The 17,028-nt window shown below is 36.6% G+C and carries 29 protein-coding genes; 22 read left to right on the top strand and 7 right to left on the bottom strand.

Features of this window, described 5'->3' with window-relative positions:
- The 18 genes from B3D94_RS03645 (at position 1) to B3D94_RS03560 (ending at position 10,154) form a co-directional block, all read left to right on the top strand.
- Entirely contained in the window at positions 1-429 is a 429-nt protein-coding gene (locus B3D94_RS03645; protein ID WP_291754824.1) for a phage tail tube protein, read from the top strand.
- Positions 430-453: 24 nt separating this feature from the next.
- Positions 454-633 carry a hypothetical protein gene (locus B3D94_RS03640; protein WP_291754821.1) on the top strand — a complete coding sequence of 60 codons (180 nt, stop codon included), beginning with the start codon at positions 454-456 and terminating at the stop codon, positions 631-633.
- Positions 634-660: 27 nt separating this feature from the next.
- Positions 661-846 (top strand): phage tail assembly chaperone, encoded by a 186-nt coding sequence (locus tag B3D94_RS03635; protein WP_291754818.1) that lies wholly within the window; start codon positions 661-663, stop codon positions 844-846.
- A 208-nt stretch (positions 847-1,054) separates the two neighbouring features.
- Positions 1,055-1,630: a hypothetical protein gene (locus B3D94_RS03630; protein WP_291754816.1), complete on the top strand. Its 576-nt coding sequence runs from the start codon at positions 1,055-1,057 to the stop codon at positions 1,628-1,630.
- Entirely contained in the window at positions 1,627-3,084 is a 1,458-nt protein-coding gene (locus B3D94_RS03625) for a phage tail tape measure protein (protein WP_291754813.1), read from the top strand. The genes B3D94_RS03630 and B3D94_RS03625 overlap by 4 nt, the downstream gene beginning before the upstream one ends.
- A 12-nt stretch (positions 3,085-3,096) precedes the next feature.
- The gene (locus tag B3D94_RS03620; protein ID WP_291754810.1) at positions 3,097-3,519 is read left to right on the top strand and encodes a hypothetical protein; all 423 of its coding nucleotides are present in this window, start codon (positions 3,097-3,099) and stop codon (positions 3,517-3,519) included.
- Positions 3,519-4,496, top strand: a complete 978-nt coding sequence (locus B3D94_RS03615) for an XkdQ/YqbQ family protein (RefSeq protein WP_291754807.1) — start codon at positions 3,519-3,521, stop codon at positions 4,494-4,496. Before B3D94_RS03620 ends, B3D94_RS03615 begins: the two co-directional genes overlap by 1 nt.
- Positions 4,497-4,856, top strand: coding sequence for a DUF2577 domain-containing protein (locus B3D94_RS03610; protein WP_291754806.1), 360 nt, complete (start codon positions 4,497-4,499; stop codon positions 4,854-4,856).
- Complete coding sequence (locus B3D94_RS03605; protein ID WP_291754804.1) at positions 4,856-5,302, top strand: DUF2634 domain-containing protein; 447 nt, start codon at positions 4,856-4,858, stop codon at positions 5,300-5,302. The genes B3D94_RS03610 and B3D94_RS03605 overlap by 1 nt, the downstream gene beginning before the upstream one ends.
- The gene (locus tag B3D94_RS03600) at positions 5,303-6,343 is read left to right on the top strand and encodes a baseplate J/gp47 family protein (RefSeq protein WP_291754802.1); all 1,041 of its coding nucleotides are present in this window, start codon (positions 5,303-5,305) and stop codon (positions 6,341-6,343) included. It abuts the gene before it with no gap.
- On the top strand, positions 6,340-6,687 hold the full coding sequence (locus tag B3D94_RS03595; protein ID WP_291754800.1) for a phage tail fiber protein: 348 nt from the start codon (positions 6,340-6,342) through the stop codon (positions 6,685-6,687). The genes B3D94_RS03600 and B3D94_RS03595 overlap by 4 nt, the downstream gene beginning before the upstream one ends.
- Positions 6,688-6,697: 10 nt before the next feature.
- Entirely contained in the window at positions 6,698-7,513 is an 816-nt protein-coding gene (locus B3D94_RS03590; protein ID WP_291754797.1) for a putative phage tail protein, read from the top strand.
- Complete coding sequence (locus B3D94_RS03585; RefSeq protein ID WP_291754772.1) at positions 7,513-7,851, top strand: hypothetical protein; 339 nt, start codon at positions 7,513-7,515, stop codon at positions 7,849-7,851. The genes B3D94_RS03590 and B3D94_RS03585 overlap by 1 nt, the downstream gene beginning before the upstream one ends.
- The gene (locus tag B3D94_RS03580) at positions 7,848-8,456 is read left to right on the top strand and encodes a hypothetical protein (protein ID WP_291754769.1); all 609 of its coding nucleotides are present in this window, start codon (positions 7,848-7,850) and stop codon (positions 8,454-8,456) included. Before B3D94_RS03585 ends, B3D94_RS03580 begins: the two co-directional genes overlap by 4 nt.
- On the top strand, positions 8,453-8,683 hold the full coding sequence (locus B3D94_RS03575; RefSeq protein WP_291754766.1) for a hypothetical protein: 231 nt from the start codon (positions 8,453-8,455) through the stop codon (positions 8,681-8,683). The genes B3D94_RS03580 and B3D94_RS03575 overlap by 4 nt, the downstream gene beginning before the upstream one ends.
- The gene (locus B3D94_RS03570; protein WP_155591844.1) at positions 8,683-8,844 is read left to right on the top strand and encodes a hypothetical protein; all 162 of its coding nucleotides are present in this window, start codon (positions 8,683-8,685) and stop codon (positions 8,842-8,844) included. The genes B3D94_RS03575 and B3D94_RS03570 overlap by 1 nt, the downstream gene beginning before the upstream one ends.
- A gap of 198 nt (positions 8,845-9,042) precedes the next feature.
- A complete protein-coding gene (locus B3D94_RS03565; RefSeq protein WP_069482490.1) occupies positions 9,043-9,462 on the top strand; it encodes a phage holin family protein in 420 nt (139 codons plus the stop codon).
- The gene (locus B3D94_RS03560; RefSeq protein WP_054610677.1) at positions 9,459-10,154 is read left to right on the top strand and encodes an N-acetylmuramoyl-L-alanine amidase; all 696 of its coding nucleotides are present in this window, start codon (positions 9,459-9,461) and stop codon (positions 10,152-10,154) included. The genes B3D94_RS03565 and B3D94_RS03560 overlap by 4 nt, the downstream gene beginning before the upstream one ends.
- A 75-nt stretch (positions 10,155-10,229) precedes the next feature.
- Here the strand turns inward: B3D94_RS03560 and B3D94_RS03555 are convergent, their stop codons facing one another.
- The 6 genes from B3D94_RS03555 to B3D94_RS03530 all read right to left on the bottom strand — a co-directional run bounded on the left by B3D94_RS03555 (position 10,230) and on the right by B3D94_RS03530 (position 13,426).
- Positions 10,230-10,814 (bottom strand): hypothetical protein, encoded by a 585-nt coding sequence (locus B3D94_RS03555; protein WP_036166835.1) that lies wholly within the window; start codon positions 10,812-10,814, stop codon positions 10,230-10,232.
- On the bottom strand, positions 10,783-11,382 hold the full coding sequence (locus B3D94_RS22980; RefSeq protein WP_414673972.1) for a toxin C-terminal domain-containing protein: 600 nt from the start codon (positions 11,380-11,382) through the stop codon (positions 10,783-10,785). Before B3D94_RS22980 ends, B3D94_RS03555 begins: the two co-directional genes overlap by 32 nt.
- A 449-nt stretch (positions 11,383-11,831) precedes the next feature.
- Positions 11,832-12,071 carry a DNA-binding protein gene (locus B3D94_RS03545; RefSeq protein WP_291754752.1) on the bottom strand — a complete coding sequence of 80 codons (240 nt, stop codon included), beginning with the start codon at positions 12,069-12,071 and terminating at the stop codon, positions 11,832-11,834.
- Between the two features lie 253 nt (positions 12,072-12,324).
- On the bottom strand, positions 12,325-12,474 hold the full coding sequence (locus B3D94_RS03540) for a hypothetical protein (RefSeq protein ID WP_291754750.1): 150 nt from the start codon (positions 12,472-12,474) through the stop codon (positions 12,325-12,327).
- Between the two features lie 124 nt (positions 12,475-12,598).
- A complete protein-coding gene (locus tag B3D94_RS03535; RefSeq protein ID WP_291754748.1) occupies positions 12,599-13,120 on the bottom strand; it encodes an SHOCT domain-containing protein in 522 nt (173 codons plus the stop codon).
- 96 nt (positions 13,121-13,216) lie between these two features.
- Positions 13,217-13,426, bottom strand: coding sequence for a helix-turn-helix domain-containing protein (locus B3D94_RS03530; RefSeq protein ID WP_099805726.1), 210 nt, complete (start codon positions 13,424-13,426; stop codon positions 13,217-13,219).
- 175 nt (positions 13,427-13,601) lie between these two features.
- Between B3D94_RS03530 and B3D94_RS03525 the strand changes: the two genes are divergently transcribed.
- From B3D94_RS03525 to B3D94_RS03510, 4 genes are read left to right on the top strand one after another with little or no spacing between them, the layout of a single operon-like run.
- Positions 13,602-13,865: a helix-turn-helix domain-containing protein gene (locus B3D94_RS03525; RefSeq protein ID WP_291754741.1), complete on the top strand. Its 264-nt coding sequence runs from the start codon at positions 13,602-13,604 to the stop codon at positions 13,863-13,865.
- Positions 13,866-13,916: 51 nt separating this feature from the next.
- Positions 13,917-14,489 carry a helix-turn-helix domain-containing protein gene (locus tag B3D94_RS03520; protein ID WP_291754739.1) on the top strand — a complete coding sequence of 191 codons (573 nt, stop codon included), beginning with the start codon at positions 13,917-13,919 and terminating at the stop codon, positions 14,487-14,489.
- 15 nt (positions 14,490-14,504) lie between these two features.
- Entirely contained in the window at positions 14,505-14,672 is a 168-nt protein-coding gene (locus B3D94_RS03515; protein WP_291754737.1) for a hypothetical protein, read from the top strand.
- Positions 14,656-15,396: a hypothetical protein gene (locus B3D94_RS03510; RefSeq protein ID WP_291754735.1), complete on the top strand. Its 741-nt coding sequence runs from the start codon at positions 14,656-14,658 to the stop codon at positions 15,394-15,396. The genes B3D94_RS03515 and B3D94_RS03510 overlap by 17 nt, the downstream gene beginning before the upstream one ends.
- Positions 15,397-15,726: 330 nt before the next feature.
- Here the strand turns inward: B3D94_RS03510 and B3D94_RS03505 are convergent, their stop codons facing one another.
- The gene (locus B3D94_RS03505) at positions 15,727-16,884 is read right to left on the bottom strand and encodes a site-specific integrase (RefSeq protein ID WP_291754733.1); all 1,158 of its coding nucleotides are present in this window, start codon (positions 16,882-16,884) and stop codon (positions 15,727-15,729) included.
- Positions 16,885-17,028 lie beyond the last annotated feature (144 nt).

The following is a 17,028-nucleotide window of genomic DNA, read 5'->3' as shown; positions in this document are numbered from 1 at the left end:
ATGGGTAAATTAAAATCTAATCGTGTTATTAACGGCACATATGGCAGCGTGTGGGTGAACAACGAAAAATGGCTCGATATTGAGGAATTTGAAGCTAAAGTTTCCGTTGATTATGAAGATGTTAATATGGCCGAAGATCCAGCAACACATAAAAAGATGCTTGATTGGTCAGGTGAAGGGACATTAAAAGTCAAAAAGGTTTATAGCCGAGGTGCAAATTTACTAGCTGACGATGTTAAAAAGGGTATTGTTCCTGAAGTAAATATTGTTGGGAAGTTAGCTGATCTAGGAGCGTTTGGTTCGGAACGAGTAGCCATTAGCGAAGTAACATTTAATGAATTTATGTTAATGCAATTTGCACAAAAAACGGCAGGTACATTACCATTTAACTTTGCTGATTATGATTTCATTGATCGAATTAGTGCTTAAAAATATATTCTGGGGGAATTTAGAATGTCACAAAAAGAAAATAAACGACTATCGGTATTGGATTTAATGAAACAGAAAGAAAAATACCAGTTGAAAGATGATGTTAATCAGGTAGTGCTAGTGGAGCGATTAGGTGTCGAAGTAGTTGTTCGCAAGCCTGAAAAATCTTTATGTGTAGATGTAATGAAGATGTCGCGTGATTAAAAATATGACACTGATGCGGATGAATACATGGTGTATAACACAATGGTAGAACCAAATTTAAAAGAACCAGAGTTAAAAGAGTCCTACGGATGCACGTTGCCGACCGACATTGTAGCTAAAATTTTTGAACCTGGTGAAATTGCTTTGCTATCTGAAATTGCTTTCGAGCTTGCAGGATTTAAAAAAGGCGGAGTTAAAGCTATAAAAAACTAATTGAAAGTGATGATGATTTTTATTTTCTTCATCACTATATTCAAAAAGGTTTCAAGACTGAATATTTATTGAATCTTGATTACGATACAAAGTTATTAATGACAGCAAGTTTGGACAAGGAATTAGAAGATAGGGATAAAAACTTGAAAGCTGGAGCGATTGCAACAATACCGTTCTAGCTTTTTTCTTTTGTAAAGGCGGTGAAAAGTTGGGAAGAAGGGTAATATCTGCAGTCTTGTCATTACAGGACAGAGATTTTTCGAGCAATCTTAGACGCGCCAGTGATCGGTCTGACGATTTTGGTCGAGGTATTGTAAGAGTAGGCAACAAGCTAGAACGATTCGGCAAAGGTGCTGTCAATGTATTTAAAACGGTCGGGGCTGGTGCGGCTGCTTTAGGCGGCGCAGGGGTTGCGGCTTTAGGTGTAGGCGTTGCGAAATCCATATTTGACATGGACGAAGCTTTTTCAACTTTACAAGCTCAAACTGGTGCAACTGCAGGACAAATGGAAGTATACGGAAGTGCCGCAAAAGATGTATTCAAAAAAGGGTACGGTGAAAATATTGATGAAGTAACAAATGCCTTATCACGAGTAAAACAAAATATGCACAATATCGATAATGGTGAACTTAGTAATGTTACTTCTAAAGCAATGTTATTAGGTAAAACATTTGATTCTGATGTAAACGAAGTCACTCGCGGTACTAACAATATGATGGAGGCATTTGGTATATCTGCAGATAAAGCATTTGACTTATTCACTGCAGGTGCCAACGCGGATTGAACTTTAGTAATGAAATGTTTGATAATGTCGCGGAGTATTCATCCTTATTTGGCAATATGGGCTATAGTGCTGAGGAATATTTCGGCATCATGGAACGTGGCGCCCAAGCAGGCGTTTACAATTTAGACTATGTAAATGATGTAATGAAAGAGTTTCAGATCCGTGTAAAAGATGGGTCAAAGTCAACTGACGAAACATTCTCAGCCATGAGTAAATCGACTTTTGATTTATGGGAGTCTTTCAATAGGGGAGAAGCAAGCGTAGCTGATGTTGCTGGCGCTGTTACAAAAGAGTTGCAAGGTATGGATGATCAGGTAACGGCCAACCAATTAGCTGTAGCTTTATTCGGAACTAAATGGGAAGATCTCGAATCAGGAGCCATGTATGCAATGCTCGGATCAAAGGACGCTATGAAGGATTTCGAGGGAGCGACAGATGCAGCTTCATCCAAAGTGGAAGGAAGCCTTAAAAATAGATTAGTTTCATCATGGCGTGAGTTGCAGGTAGGTATAGCCGATGTTGTAAATGATGCAGGAGCGGAAGAATTTCTAGGATCAGTTGCACAGAAAGCTGATGAATTAGTCCCTAAAATTCAAGGTATCATAGAAAAAGCTTTCGAGTTTGGCAATACGGTTCGTGAAAATTGGGAGCCTATTAAAGAGACTCTTATAGGTGTTGGAACAGCGGTAGGGGTTGTAGCTGCAGGAATGGGCACATTAAAAGTCATTTCAACAGTAACGACTATGGTTCAAGGCTTTAAAACAGCAATGGGCCTCGCAACAGCTGGACAATGGGCCATGAATTCGGCCATGCTTGCCAGTCCTTTGACTTGGGTAGTTATCGGCATAGCTGCAGTAGTTGCGGCAGGTGTCTTGTTATATCGAAATTGGGATACTGTCAAAGCAAAAGCAGGGGAATTGTGGGCCAAGACAAAAGAGGTATTCGGAGGCATTTATGATTGGGCTGCTCAAAAGATTCAGCCAGTAACAAACTTTTTCAAAGGACTTTATGATAAGTTTGTAGACTTTAAAAATGCAATCAGTAACTTCCAACCGCCTGAATGGGTATCGAAAATTGGCGGTGCAATTGGAAAAGCTGCAGGTGCCGTTGGTAAATTCGTTTCAGGTTCACACGCAGATGGATTAAATAGAGTGCCGTACGATGGATACATTGCAGAGCTACACAAAGATGAAATGGTCATTCCTGCTCGACAATCTGAAAGAATTCGTGCAGCTGGTGGATCAATCGATAATGTGGATCAAATGGTGCAACCATCACCAGGGGCAACAACAACGACTACACCTGCAGGAGGAAGTACACCACAATCAACAACTTCAAATAATAGTGGTAGTGTGCAAGTTATTATTCAAAACCTAAATGCTAAAGGCGTTACAGCAATGGAAGTAGCTAATGAGCTTGTACCATTATTACAATTACGATTGGCCAATTTATAAGGGGTTGAACAGATGGATATTTTTCTAAGCACAATGGATCGAAAACAAATTATTCAACTTCCTATAGTGCCGCCTGATTTTAAAATACCTAGTCCTGTGAGCAATGAAGTCTTTACAACAATTAATCAGGGTGACATTAAATTACTTGGACGTAGAGGCTTGAAATCACTTACGATTGATTCCTTTTTCCCTTCAAAGGTGTATCCATTTTCACGAAGCAATAAATATTTTGGGTGGGAGTATTACGAGATCATAGAGGGTTGGATAGATAAACGAATGCCAATTCGCCTGATTATGTCAAACACACCTATTAATATGCTAATGACGATCGAAAGCTTTGAGGCTGGACTTCAAGACGGTTCGGGTGATGTTTATTATTCACTGGTCCTATCAGAATTTAAAGAGATTATTTTAGAAACAAAGAAGGTGAAATAATGGCCCATGAATTATGGTTAATTAAAGGTGAAACCATGACGAATATTACGCCCTTGCTTGGCACATTAACCTGGCGTAGCAACATGGAGGAACTAGGGGACGAAATCAATTTTAGTATTGCGTTTACTGATACGAACTACTTCCCTAAAAATCCATGTGACATTGGCGATATGGTGGCCCTTTATAATAATGGCAAAGAGATTACTCGAGCTATTATTGTGGACGAGCTGAAAAATGGCAGATCACCAATTGCTTATGTTGCCTTTGATTATGCCTTTTATCTAAATAAATCCTCAGCTGTATATCAATTTAAAAAATTATCTGCAGATGCTTGTATCAAGAAAATCGCTAAAGATTTCAATATCCAAGTTGGTAAGATTGTATCTATACCTAAACCTATTGAGAAGATATTCAATGATAAAAAGGTAAGCGAAATTATCAAAGAAATTCTTACTATTGCAGAACAATCATTAGGCGTGAAATACCTCATGGAAATGCGCCAGGGCAAACTATACATCGAAAAGCAAGGTGATGTAGTGGTAACAGGCACATTTCAATTGTTTGAAGGTGGCCCAAAGTACGATATTCATTCGGCCCTTATGAATCCCTCTAAAAGACGCAGCATTACAGAAATGGCTAATACAATCCAAGTTGTCGGAAACAATGACAAAGTGGTTTTAACCAAGTCTGATAATAAAATGGCTGAGAAGTATGGCCGTATTACAAAAGTTGTGAAGCTAGATCAGAATGAAAAGAAAAGCGCTAAACAGATTGCAGAAAACGAATTAAAACAGTTTTCAAAAGTGATAGAGGAAAATAGCGTTGATTTGATGGGCCATGATGATTTTAGAGCTGGCCGGTTGTTCAAATTAGAGGAACCAACCACAGGTATTAAAGGTACTTTTTTAATTAAAGATGTGTTGCACACGATTAGCAAAGGCATTCATACCATGAAGCCTACATTAGAGGTGAAGTAAATGGATTCGATTACGACTTTAGCTAAAATGCTTAAACAAAATGAAAATCCTAAGCAAGTTTCAATGTCTACTGGTATTGTTATTTCGCCACCGCCTAATGCTCAAATACGCTTAAATGATACAGTCATACTAACAAATAGCCAATTGGTTTTCGCTGCTCATGTCCTTGAAGATTATGAACGTGAAATTGAGCTGGAGGGTGAAATTCGATTTACAGATAGCCAATTTCAATCATTTGAAGCTAGAGAAGTGAAATCTAAAACAAAGGATACGATCAAAGAAGGTGACGAGGTAATATTGTTACCGACTGCAGATGAACAGCTTTATTTTGTTGTAGGTAAGGCGGTGAGGTTTGAATAATGTTACCTAAGATCGCACAACTAGAATTTGATACACAGGAAATTAAACCGGACTTGCCGCCACTAGGTAAGTCTTTTTTGTATGACTTTGATAAAGGTGATTTTGTATTTAGAAATGGAAAAATGGTTGAGATACATGGACTCGAAACCTTAAAACAATGGATCTTAAAAGTGCTTAAAACTGAGCGCTTTCGATTCCGCATTTACAAAGACATTCCTTATGGGGTGACATTGGAGGATTTGATAGGTTCTAGCTTACCACGCGCCTTTATTGAAGCAGAAATAAAACGAGAAGTCTCAGCATCCTTGATGGAACATACACACATTCAAGAAATTCAGGAATGGCAGTTCAACCATGGTGGAAAGTGGATGCGAATAAAATTCAGAGTCGTCACAGTAGAGGGAGCATTCGAAATTGACGAGCCAATAAAGAAGGTGGCAGCGTAGATGGAAGATGAAAAGATCATACATGATCGGATAATGGCAAATATCAGCAATGATTATGACAAGTCAAAAGGTAATTTTGTTTATGATATTACAAAACCTGTGGCCGTTGAATTTGCCGAACATCAAAAGGAAATTGCTGCAGTACGAGATAAGTTAGATATTGAAAATTTAACAGGTGACGAGCTAACAAAAATAGTATATCAGCGTACAGGGCGAATGCGTAAACCTGCTACACAAGCCACAACAACTGTTATTGTTTCCGGTACTGCTGGTACTCTTGTTAAGGTTGGTGAATTAGTAGGCACAGAAACAATTTTATACTCAGTAATTGAAGAAGCCGTTCTTAATGAAAGTGGATTCGCTCATGTTCGTATCCAATGTAATGAGTTTGGCCAAATAGGAAACGTGCCAGCGAACACAATTGTAAACTTTCCTGCATCTATTAATGACTTGGTGAATGTCTACAATCCTGAGCCTGTAGTAAATGGCTATGATGAGGAATCAAAAAAAGATTTACTTGTGCGCTATTATGATAAGTTTCAACGTCCAGGGAAATCAGGAAATGAATATCATTACCGTGAATGGACCTTAGAAGTCACAGGGACAGGGGATGCAAAGATATTCCCTCGCTACAAAGGTCCCTTAACAATGAAGGTTGTCGTGATCGATGCGAATAAGCTACCTGCATCGGTTGAATTAGTAGAAGATGTGAGAAAACATATTAAGAAGGAAATGCCGTTTGGTGTAGAGGATTTACTTGTAATACCTGCAGCTGCATTGTTCCTCAATTTATCTGTAGCCCTCAAATTATTACCTGGTTACACGGAGGAAATCGTAAAAACAAATATCAAAAAGAACATTACTAATCATTTGAGAGAAATAGCCTTCAAAGCTTCTTTTGTGAGTTACGCAAAGATTGTAGCGCTCATTATAGATAGTGATGGGGTTATGGATTATCAGGATTTACTTATCAATGGATCAACTGCTAACGTGGTTATTCCTGATGTTGGGGTTCCAGTAATGGGAGGTGTAAATGAATGAATCATATGACAGTGCATTTAAAAAATAAAGTTCTAACGGACAATTTACGAACTACGCAAGTATTTGTTGCCTTATTTAATGGTGACGTAGAAGTAAATGCAGCAAGCTACTCACGACAACCTGCAGGCTTCACAGCGCCAACAGATGGCCAAACATCGAACAGCGCTGATATTTTGTTTCCTATTGCTGCAGAGACATGGGGAGATATTACGCACATTGGGATTCTTGATGCAAAAACAGGTGGCAATTTGCTGTTTAAATCGCAAGCAGAATTTACAAAGAACATCGATATATCAAGCCAATACAAGATCCCTAAAAACTATTTAATTGTCCGTTTAAGGTAGGTGAGGACAAATGCACGCTATACCACAATCTGAGTGGGGCCAAGTATCAGTCTTTACCTGGGGTGAGTTATCAGCGCACCAATGGGAATGCTTTAGACTTGCCTTGATGATTACCGAAACAGAATTGCAGACGCAAGGTGTTTCAATTGCTTCAACAGGCGCAACAAATGAGGTAATCACTGAGCAACTATCGCAAGGGGTAAAGGTGGTTCAATCACCTATTATCATGCAGACAAGAGCTGAGATGATTACAAGTATTGTTGTTTCAACAAAAGACTATCTATCGGATATGATGAAGTATTTACCTTTATATGAGCGTAAATCCAATACCTTTAGAACAGTACTTACAGCCGATGATAGAGAACTAAGGAATGCAGAGCAACAACTTGAAATCGTGAACCGTAACATTTTTATCGATACAGCTATTGAAGCATTACCTATTTATGAACGTGATCTTGGCATTAAACCAAATAGCACATTACGCTATGACCAACGCAGGGAACAAATTATTTCACGATACAGAGCAAGCTTTGACCAAACAACCGAAGAAACTATTAAAGATGTAGCAGCTGCTTATAGTAATGGTGAAGTAGAAATAAATAAAACAAATACACCTGGCGTATATGAAATCAAATTCATTGGCACAAAGGGCATTCCTAATAACTTGGAGGGCCTTATGCAAGTGATAGAAATTATTGTGCCAGCTCATTTAGAGTTTGGCTATGCGTACACTTTCAACGTTTGGGACTTTGTGAAAAATCGTACCTGGGGGAGTGTAAGTAATTTAACTTGGGATGATATAAGAGTATGGGATGGGGTGAGCTAATGAAATACACACCGAATTTAAATTTAAAAAAACCTGAGGGAACCGAAAGTGTTTTAATATCAGACATTAATGAAAATATGGAAGTCTTGGATGCTGCAGTAAGTGAATTACAAAAAGGTACGGCATCTATTCCTGATTTAGAAACAGAGGATAAAACAATTGGCGGTGCCATTAACGAGGTAAAGAATGAGGTGATTAATGTTAGGCAGGAAATTGAAAGCCATATGACTAATTCAATGCCTCACATATACACTAACAGCGATAATAACAAGAAATATCGTATAGGATTTGGAGTAGATGCAGGCGGCTTTTATTATATTCAACAGGAGGTAGAATGATGGCAGGGATTGATAAAGGGTATTTTCCTGACAAAGCTACACAATTAGCAATAAAAAATACAGTTGATGGTATAAAAACCACTACTGATATTACTAAAACAGGCGTAGATCAGCTAGCTTCAAGTATAGATGGTATGAATACTAAGATTGTCAAAATGGATTCTCCTTTTGAGGCAAATAAATTTGTGCCATTTCAGATACAGAGTAACTTAGGAGCATCAAGTGGTACAGTAGTGTACAGTGTAACAGGGTCTGGGTTGTTAGACTTAGCGTTAGCAGTAGCATCTAGTAATCCTAATACTGCTTCTATACGAGTAATTGTAGACGGAGTGGTAATGGTTCAAGCACCACCTACAACAGCTTACGCCGTAGGGGTAGTACCAATAGGCGATTGGGCGGGGGCTTCTACACCATTTGTTCATATTACTAGGAATGGTCTATCCTCAGTTATAACACCCTCAGGAACGTACACGCCTGGGGTAACAACATCGTCTATGGGTGTCCTATGGATTAATAGGCCGATAAAGTTTAATAAATCATTAGAAATAAGTGTAGGAATGTCTAATGATGGATACTACCGTATACAGGGAGGGCTATTCATATGAGTCACATTTTACGCGAGTATGACGACGACGGTTATCACGTTATTGAGTATACTAGTGACGGTAAAAAAGCGTCAGCGATTACGAAAACACTTATTGTGGATGATGTACCCGAACCATTACCTATTGAGCCAGCACCAACAGTTGAAGAAATGCAGGCGCAAACGCTTATCAATACAGAATACTTAATTACCATGAATGAAATGGGCATCGAGGGAGGAAAATTATAATGAAGGTTTATGACTTATGTAAATTTTTAATTGATCGTAACCGTTACAGCTATGACGACATGTTAAAGAAGGTAAATGTCTTCTACGCCAATAATCAACTGGCAGATGAAGAATATACGCAACTATTAACAGATATGGATACACAACAAACGCAAGCATAAGCAAGCGTTATTTTTTATGCCAAAAATGAGGTGAGGAAATGCAACTTGTATATGAGAATCCGATTGTAACATTACTATTTATCAGCGCAATTGGCTTTTGGTTAGCAGCTGCTATTAGTCAAATAAATAACCATTGATTTCATGCCTTCCACAATCATCTGTGGAGGGCTTTTATTATGCAGAAAAGGAAGGTGTCAAATGAAAACAGATACATTATACACGTCACTAGTAGGTGGCTCAATGGCATGGTTAGCATACCTTGTCGGTGGCATTGACCATCTAATCAAAGCTTTTATCATCTTCATGGTAATTGATTATATTCTTGGCATCATGGTTGGATTCATCCATAAAAACGTTGAAAGTAAAAAGGCATTTAAAGGTTTGATTAAAAAAACAGCAATGGTTTTAATGGTTATTGCAGCAGTGCAATTGGACTTAGCAACAGAGAGTGGCAACTTCATGCGTAACGCTATGATATTGTTTTTAATCGGCATGGAAGGTATTTCGATGATTGAGAATCTAGGTAAACTCGGAATCAAAGTACCTCAATTTTTAACCAATGCATTAACGCAATTGCAAATGGACAACGATGATAAAAAGGACGGTGGTAATAAATGATTACAGTTTCCCCAGGACATCGAGGAAAGAATACTGGAGCTATGGGATTAATCGACGAAGGAACCGAAGCAATCAACGTAGCAAAGCGTGTAACGTCTATTTTACGTGCAGCAGGTATTATTACAAATTACATTGAGGATAACGTGAGTAAATCGCAGGCAGCAAACATCAAATGGTTGATTGCACAACATAATAAATCGAGCCGAGAAATTGATGTGTCTATTCACTTTAATTCAGTTCCAGGCACACACAACAAAGGCATCGGCACAGAGACACTTATTTATAGTGGGAAAAATATTGATACAGCTACAGCTATTACAGATGCGATTAGTAACGCGAGTGGATTGCAGAATCGTGGGGTGAAAATTCGTACTGATTTAGGATTGCTAAAAGGTACGAATAAACCTTGTTACTTGATTGAAGTATGCTTTGTAAATGATAGCGTAGATGTTGCAATGTACAAGCGAGACTTTGAGAAGATATGCCAAGCGATTGCAGGACAACTAGCAAAAGCGGTCGGTAAAATGCTGAAGCCTTCCACATCATCAACTGTGGAGGACAAAGGGCGTAATTTAATTCGTAAAGCAGTAGCGGATGGTACATTTACATCGCCACATACTGATGTTGATAATTATTCAACAGAGAAAATATTGGAGTATGCATTGATTTATATTGAACGTAAAGTTAAATAAAAATCAAAGCCCGTCATTAATGTTCAAATCACAGTGATGACGGGCTTTTTGCGTTTACATATTTAATTACTGAAGTTAGCTTAAAGGTTCATCATAAAAAGTATCAAAAATACCTTTATAATTCATTTTTAGGTTTTTAATATTTATAGGATCTGTAGAAAGTATATTAATTACGTCCCCACTCGCTCCGAAATGAACTAAATACTTACTCGTGACAATAAAAAATACAGCATTAGAGGCACACTTATTTTTGTTGAGAAGCGCATCTATTGTATATAAAATGGTGTCATTTACTGCTACATCTTTTATTAATGCAATCTTACCAAAGCCTTCATAAAGATCAAACTCTTCACTTGTAAGTTTATATTCTTTCCAATTAACTAAGCGTATACGCTTGGATAAGTTATTAGAGATGTATTTCTTTTTATTATCGTATTCTAAAGAAATGAATAGATCAACAGTGGGATCATCCAGTGTGAGGTCATTAATAAACTTTCGAATCCCATCCACTCGAACTTCTTTAAAATAATCCGTTAAGAATCGAACACGGTTTTCCATTGACGCATTAAAATACATTGAAGAACTCCACGGTTCAGTAATGGGAACCCCAGACTTAGTATGAATAGATTTAGTCGCCAATCCTTGTGAGGTTTTTATCATATGTACCACTCCTAGTGTCTTTTGAACAGATAGTACTAGGTGAAGAGCCACCTTTCCAAGCTCCACCAATATGACCATCTATATCACGAGATATATATTCAGGTTTTCCTTTTTTGTTTCTGAAAATTGCAGCTTTACCACATGTCTCTGATATTTTAGTATAACCGAGTTTCTTTGCAGCTGTAGTTGCTTCTTTATCTGTCTTGTAAACAGGTCCAGATTTAGATGGATCCTTTTTGGGTGGCTTTTTACCCTTTTTTAAAATTATAGCTTTCTCAACTTCTTCATCTATCTTATATTCTTCTGCTTGATATTCTTCTACTATAACTTCTTCATCTATCTTATATTCTTCTGCTTGATATTCTTCTACTATAACACCTTCATCTGATGTTTCTAATTCTTTTATTATCTCGAGCGCTTTCAAATCATACTCACTTTGTGTGTCTACTTCCATTTGGCTAGCATTGGTAGAGTGCAGAAACTCTTCTTCATTTGCACTAGCAAAAGGAACTGAAATAGTAGTGCTGAATAAAACTAAAAGACTTAATAAAGTAAAAATTTTTTTCATTCTTAATTACCTCCGAAATTATATTTTTGTAGAATAGGATTCTATTATTACATATACATAAAGTTAAATATAGGTAATTTTGTAATTTAATACTAAATACCTATTAGATTAAGTTCCGAAGTCATTTTTAAGCAGACTGAAAAAAGTAATAAATGTTTGTTGCATTTTGTCGGCAATAGGACCAAAAAGAAATTTTGCCACCTTTTATAGATTTGTCTACCAATTTACTGTAAGTTGTTGGTAAAGAGATGAGATGATGCACAAATACGAATTTACTTTACATGATAGCGCTATAATCAAAATTGAAAGTGAACGGAACGTTTTTACCACAGAGGCCGTTAAGATCAATGATGCTAATATGGCTTTAAAAACTCAGGTAGAAAAATTATTAATCAGTCACCAAAATAAAGACCAGGCGCTCAATTGAAAGTGAGTACCTGGTCCTCTTTTTATTCATCATACGGTCTATACTTTTTGCGTAGTGTTTCGAGTTCATCTTTTTTCTCTAATAACATGCTTTTTAAAAACATTTTAGGTTGATCTTTAGCTGCTATTAACTTTCCGTCTTTTACTAATTTCCCAAGTCTTACTTTCGATATTTCCAATACCTCAGTTGCTTCGGCTGCAGAAAGCAATTCTTCATTTAGAAATTCTAGAAGTTCTTCGGTTGAACTAAATTTGTATTCCATTAACCTCACCTCGCTTTAAACATTAACAGAATAAGTCTTGTGATGTGAATTAAGATTGTGATTCCATACAATGCAATTAAAACATAATCTAAAGTTGATGGATTCTGAAAATCAACGTATACCATTATTATGATTGTACTGGCAATTAATAAAGCAATGTTTGTGTAACCGAATCTTTGAAGCAATTTTTTCATACATGTAAGTGGATGTGATATAATTTGATTGAGAAGGAGGGGTTAACCTCCTTCACAGCTTATTTGCGACGTTTCTTCTTTGCGGGGGAGCGTCGCTTTTTCTTTGTTCCTTGTGTCATGTCGTAAATGTCTTTAAAGCCTGATGTGATAGCTTTGAACGTTGTTGCGACAAGTGCGACTGTTGCAAGGATTTTTTCAAATTCATCCACTCTTGTTCACCTCCTTTCTATACTTTTATTATACTATATCTATTCAATAAAGTAAATAGCTTTATGTATATTATTTTACTCTTTTGCTAAAAACTTTCATAAAAAAAGCCACTCGAATGAGTGACTAGATTCCTAACAATTGCTTTTTCTTCGCGTCAAATTCTTCTTGCGTTAATATCCCATCATCTAATAGATCTTTCAATTCTCTAATTTCATCGGCTACATCATACATGTCCTTTTCCTGTTTACCTGCAGGTGCAGTTGATGTTTTAGCCATTGCTTTAAGGTTCTCAATCCCACTCTTAATTTCAAGTGCTATATGCGCTGGCACATCGTCAATAATTGCTTTGTTTCCAGTAGAAACGATTTCGATTGTTGAGTAAACAAGCTTATTGGAAATGTTGATACTACTAATTGATGTTAAAGGAATGCTTCTTTCATCGTTCGAAACAATGCCTTTTATTTCATGTAATAGAATACGTTTGTCAGTTACATAAAGCTGTTTGATGCCTTTAACGGATGCACATACAGCTAGTAGCGTTTCACCTTGTTCAGTTAGTCGATCATCGAACATTTGAATTTGTTTAGCCATTGCTTTCTTCTTACCAAAGCCAGCAAATTTGATTGTTTCAGCGATAGTGTCCATGTCATGCACTCCTTACAGATAATTGTAATTTCATTCTATAGAAAATCCTACCAATAGTACATATAAAAAAACAGACAACTAATAGTTATCTGTTACTTAAAACTTGCGTCCATCCTCTAAAACGAAATGAGCCTCATATTTTGCATCTAATGCGTTTGCAATTTCCTCTAATTCATTTTCACTAAAATTATCTCTCTTTAGCTTATTAGAAATATTGGATTGGGAAGTACCTAGTTTTTCAGCCAATTTAGCAGCTGTTACATCTCTTTCAACCATTAACAATTTAATTTTCTTTGCCATGCTCATGTTTTTTCACCGCCTCAATAATTATTGTTACCACTATTATAGCTTATAAATACACTGAAATAAAATATAAATTCACTTTTAAGTGTATTTTTTATTTACACTTCCACTTTTATGATATATATTATTATCAAACAGTGTATTATTTACACTTTTAAGTGAAAGTGAGGTGAAAACGATGGCATTTGAATACTTAGCACAATATACAACATTTGAATCAATAGCAGATATGGACACAGCTGTAGAAAATCACATGGCTGCTCATTACTACGATTTAACGGAATCAGAGCGCGCCATCGTTTTCAAACTTGCTTCTCATAGTTTAGAGAATCCAGGAGCTTGTCATTTGAAAGCTGCCACAATTGCTGCAGCATTGGAGATCAGCACAAAGACAGTTTATCGAGCTATTTCAAAACTGGAATCGTTAGGAATTGTTAAGTAAGAAACGACTGTTAAAAGCAAAGGTGGGCAGGGAGCAAGCATCTACATTATTTTGCCTTACAATGTCCCAGCGTTAATGTCCGAGCGTGAAAATGACGAAAAGCCTTGTGAGAGTAAGATTGAAGCGCAACAAACTGAAAACCAATCATCTAAATCGTTTAATCATTTATCTTTTAAAACAAGCACTTTACAAGAAATATATAATAATGCTCACGCTGAAAAAGAAGCTTGTAAGGAATACATGAATGAATATCAGGTGATGCTATTTGACTTTATGCAATCGCTGCCTATGAGAGATGATTTAAAAGATCAACTGCATAAATGCATACTAGCCACAAAAATGAACGATATACGTGATTTTGTGAACGCTAAGGACGTTTTAGCTAACATTATCCGCGATATTGTGAACGGTACATTAACTATTACAAGTACATTAAGAGCCGTATTCACAGGAGCGTATAACAAGGCTATAAAGCGTTCTAGCATAAAGGTGACTAATTCATCATCTATAGAAGAAACAGCAGATAGAGAGCGTCCAGTACCTTTCTATAACTGGCTGAATGAGCGTGATAGTCGTTCGGAAATATGTAGTAGACCAAACTTAGAAAATTGGCTTGAATGGTGAAAGGGGAAATAGAACATGACTCATTTTGAATACATGGAACAGCAAGGGCAATTAACGATTTTTGATTTGGAAGTTCAATATGAAGAAATGAAATTCAAAAAGGAATTCACAAATGTTAACAAGCCTGTTGATAAAAAGATTGTGATTGTGCCTCGTAGGGTTGGATATGTTGTTTACAAGTGATTGTGTGCTAAAATATACCAAATGGGAGGTGGGAGAAATAGAAGCTCAGGTTTCAACGGAAACAGTTGATTTATTACGTTATGTGTGGATTATACCTATTGTCGTCGGATTTGTAACTTTTGTTTTAACAACTGTTGTTAATCAGAGAAAAGATAAAAAACAATTTAGAATGGAAAAAATGGCTTTCATTAGGTACGAACAGGTTGAGACGGATTATCCCTTTAATGATAGAGACTGTACTATATTATATACTAATGACATTAGAAACGTTTTGGAGTCACTTTCGCATGATGACGAAAAAACCAGGATGACTTTTTTAGTTCTTGAAAATCTTACAGAAAATAATGTACTAGATTTGAAAGTCGAAATTGTATCATCTTATGATGATACATCATTAAAGTCAAAGCAATCTATAAATATGCCAATATGGAAAAGTGACGAGGTTTTATACATACCCATTTCAATTCCTGGGGCTGCAACTCACCATGTAACTGATGAAATATTGAACGTGTATTATACTACTTTAGGATTCGAAAAATACGTAATCGGATATAGACTTAACGAGCAAAATGATTATGATGAATATTTGAAAAAGATATACTTCAAGTATTTTAAATACACCAAAATTAAGTATAAACAGAGCGATTTTTATTCATATATTAAAGTGACAAATGAAGAGAAAGGCAAACAGGCTGAAAAAGAAGTAGAAAAACAGCTGGTTTGAGTTAGATACGAAAAAGACCACCTAATTATGGCGGTCATGTGGTAACACTTTTGGTAACAAGATATTTAATTCTTATGATAAGTATTTCATTTTCATATACACAAGAACGCAGATTTATAGCGATTTTGCATAATGTTTAACATTCAAATAATATGGTTTATCGACTCCCGCCGTCTCCATAATACGAATATCATTGAATTTCATCTGATTTCAATGAACCTCAAAACCCTTGATATTCAAGGGTTTTTGTCGTTTTTAGAGATTCATTTACTTTCATCTAATTTCATTCAATTTCATCTTTATATGGTCAATTTTATGGTCAATTTGTGGTCAGGATTTTAAGAAGTCTGCGAACAAATTGACTGTTTCTTTTTCGGCATGCGCAGTTAAATGCGTGTAAATATCCATAGTAGTTTTGATGTCGGAATGACCAAGACGCATTTGGACCTGTTTCATGTTAGCGCCCGCCTCTATTAGCATTGACGTATGCGTGTGGCGCAATCCATGAGTTGTAAGTGGCGGTAGTTCATACTTATCAATGACATAATTGAGCCATTTTCTCGTCTTTGTCGTTTGCAAATAACTATTGTCCTCGTTCGGCAAAACTAACTGCTTTTTCTTTTTAAATCGTCTACCTAAAGAGTTTTTAAGGTCAATTTGCCATTCTTGTAGAAGATTAATTGTTTCGTCGTCTAAGCTGATAGTTCGACTAACACCAGTCTTCGTTGATTTCTCATACATAGTATTTTCTAATCCTCGTGCAATTGCTTTATTGATTGTCATTTCCTTTTTCTCAAAATCAATATCCTCCCAAGTGAGCGCTGATAATTCGCCTTTTCGCATTCCAGTAAAGGCAAGAATATGGATGGCAACGTATGCTTTCCGATTCGTTTCTTCTTTCATAACTGTTAGCAGTTTGTTTAATTCATCCTTCGTATAGAAATTGCGCTCTACTTTTTTGATTGTCGATTTGTGCGCGCGCTTTTTTGGCATCTCCACCAACTTAAATGGATTGGATGGTATTAAATCACGTTTAACTGCGTAATCCAATACTTTTGATGCGTAAGCTTTGATCGTGCGGGCTTTCGCTAATTTCTCGTGCAATTGGTTAACGAATTTTTGACATACATCCACGTTTAACTGCTCTATACGATAGTCACCGATTGCAGAAAGGATATGATGCTCAAAGTATTTCAGCGTTTTATTGAGCGTGCTTTCTTCGACTGTGTTTTTATAGACTTCTATCCATGCCTCATATAGCTCGCGGTATGTTTCATAAGTTCTTTTTTGAAACTTACCTTTAGCGATTTCTACTTGAATACGTGCCAGCGCAATTTCAGCTTCTTTTAAAGATCTAAAGCCTCGGCGCGTCGTATATTGCGGTTTTCCCGTTAATGCATCTAAACCGAGATATACTTTAAACATATAATAAATTTTACCGTCTTTTTTCTTATAGGCCTTAATAGCAGTATTTGATTTTCTTGGCATAGTTAGTATTCCTCCTATAATTACGGGGACAAATTACAAAGGGAATATAACCAGCGTTACTAATCGAAAGTAACACTTTTATTATAAAATTACGGGTTCGAGTTGTCTAAAAAATAGCGTAATTTGCCACCGTAAGTTGTTTTT

It is taken from the genome of Lysinibacillus sp. UBA5990 (assembly GCF_002429815.1).
In the GTDB taxonomy this organism is placed as follows: Bacteria; Bacillota; Bacilli; order Bacillales_A; family Planococcaceae; genus Lysinibacillus; species Lysinibacillus fusiformis.
The sequence above is the reverse complement of the archived record's forward strand: the minus strand, read 5'-3'. Positions and strand labels throughout refer to the sequence as shown.

What these genes read in the sequence shown, in the direction of transcription:
- B3D94_RS03645 (WP_291754824.1), top strand. Translation starts at nt 1, where the DNA reads ATGGGTAAATTAAAATCTAATCGTGTTATTAACGGCACATATGGCAGC.
- B3D94_RS03640 (WP_291754821.1), top strand. Translation starts at nt 454, where the DNA reads ATGTCACAAAAAGAAAATAAACGACTATCGGTATTGGATTTAATGAAA.
- B3D94_RS03635 (WP_291754818.1), top strand. Translation starts at nt 661, where the DNA reads ATGGTGTATAACACAATGGTAGAACCAAATTTAAAAGAACCAGAGTTA.
- B3D94_RS03620 (WP_291754810.1), top strand. Translation starts at nt 3,097, where the DNA reads ATGGATATTTTTCTAAGCACAATGGATCGAAAACAAATTATTCAACTT.
- B3D94_RS03615 (WP_291754807.1), top strand. Translation starts at nt 3,519, where the DNA reads ATGGCCCATGAATTATGGTTAATTAAAGGTGAAACCATGACGAATATT.
- B3D94_RS03610 (WP_291754806.1), top strand. Translation starts at nt 4,497, where the DNA reads ATGGATTCGATTACGACTTTAGCTAAAATGCTTAAACAAAATGAAAAT.
- B3D94_RS03605 (WP_291754804.1), top strand. Translation starts at nt 4,856, where the DNA reads ATGTTACCTAAGATCGCACAACTAGAATTTGATACACAGGAAATTAAA.
- B3D94_RS03600 (WP_291754802.1), top strand. Translation starts at nt 5,303, where the DNA reads ATGGAAGATGAAAAGATCATACATGATCGGATAATGGCAAATATCAGC.
- B3D94_RS03595 (WP_291754800.1), top strand. Translation starts at nt 6,340, where the DNA reads ATGAATCATATGACAGTGCATTTAAAAAATAAAGTTCTAACGGACAAT.
- B3D94_RS03590 (WP_291754797.1), top strand. Translation starts at nt 6,698, where the DNA reads ATGCACGCTATACCACAATCTGAGTGGGGCCAAGTATCAGTCTTTACC.
- B3D94_RS03585 (WP_291754772.1), top strand. Translation starts at nt 7,513, where the DNA reads ATGAAATACACACCGAATTTAAATTTAAAAAAACCTGAGGGAACCGAA.
- B3D94_RS03580 (WP_291754769.1), top strand. Translation starts at nt 7,848, where the DNA reads ATGATGGCAGGGATTGATAAAGGGTATTTTCCTGACAAAGCTACACAA.
- B3D94_RS03575 (WP_291754766.1), top strand. Translation starts at nt 8,453, where the DNA reads ATGAGTCACATTTTACGCGAGTATGACGACGACGGTTATCACGTTATT.
- B3D94_RS03570 (WP_155591844.1), top strand. Translation starts at nt 8,683, where the DNA reads ATGAAGGTTTATGACTTATGTAAATTTTTAATTGATCGTAACCGTTAC.
- B3D94_RS03565 (WP_069482490.1), top strand. Translation starts at nt 9,043, where the DNA reads ATGAAAACAGATACATTATACACGTCACTAGTAGGTGGCTCAATGGCA.
- B3D94_RS03560 (WP_054610677.1), top strand. Translation starts at nt 9,459, where the DNA reads ATGATTACAGTTTCCCCAGGACATCGAGGAAAGAATACTGGAGCTATG.
- B3D94_RS03555 (WP_036166835.1), bottom strand. Translation starts at nt 10,814, where the DNA reads ATGATAAAAACCTCACAAGGATTGGCGACTAAATCTATTCATACTAAG.
- B3D94_RS22980 (WP_414673972.1), bottom strand. Translation starts at nt 11,382, where the DNA reads ATGAAAAAAATTTTTACTTTATTAAGTCTTTTAGTTTTATTCAGCACT.
- B3D94_RS03545 (WP_291754752.1), bottom strand. Translation starts at nt 12,071, where the DNA reads ATGGAATACAAATTTAGTTCAACCGAAGAACTTCTAGAATTTCTAAAT.
- B3D94_RS03535 (WP_291754748.1), bottom strand. Translation starts at nt 13,120, where the DNA reads ATGGACACTATCGCTGAAACAATCAAATTTGCTGGCTTTGGTAAGAAG.
- B3D94_RS03530 (WP_099805726.1), bottom strand. Translation starts at nt 13,426, where the DNA reads ATGAGCATGGCAAAGAAAATTAAATTGTTAATGGTTGAAAGAGATGTA.
- B3D94_RS03525 (WP_291754741.1), top strand. Translation starts at nt 13,602, where the DNA reads ATGGCATTTGAATACTTAGCACAATATACAACATTTGAATCAATAGCA.
- B3D94_RS03515 (WP_291754737.1), top strand. Translation starts at nt 14,505, where the DNA reads ATGACTCATTTTGAATACATGGAACAGCAAGGGCAATTAACGATTTTT.
- B3D94_RS03510 (WP_291754735.1), top strand. Translation starts at nt 14,656, where the DNA reads ATGTTGTTTACAAGTGATTGTGTGCTAAAATATACCAAATGGGAGGTG.
- B3D94_RS03505 (WP_291754733.1), bottom strand. Translation starts at nt 16,884, where the DNA reads ATGCCAAGAAAATCAAATACTGCTATTAAGGCCTATAAGAAAAAAGAC.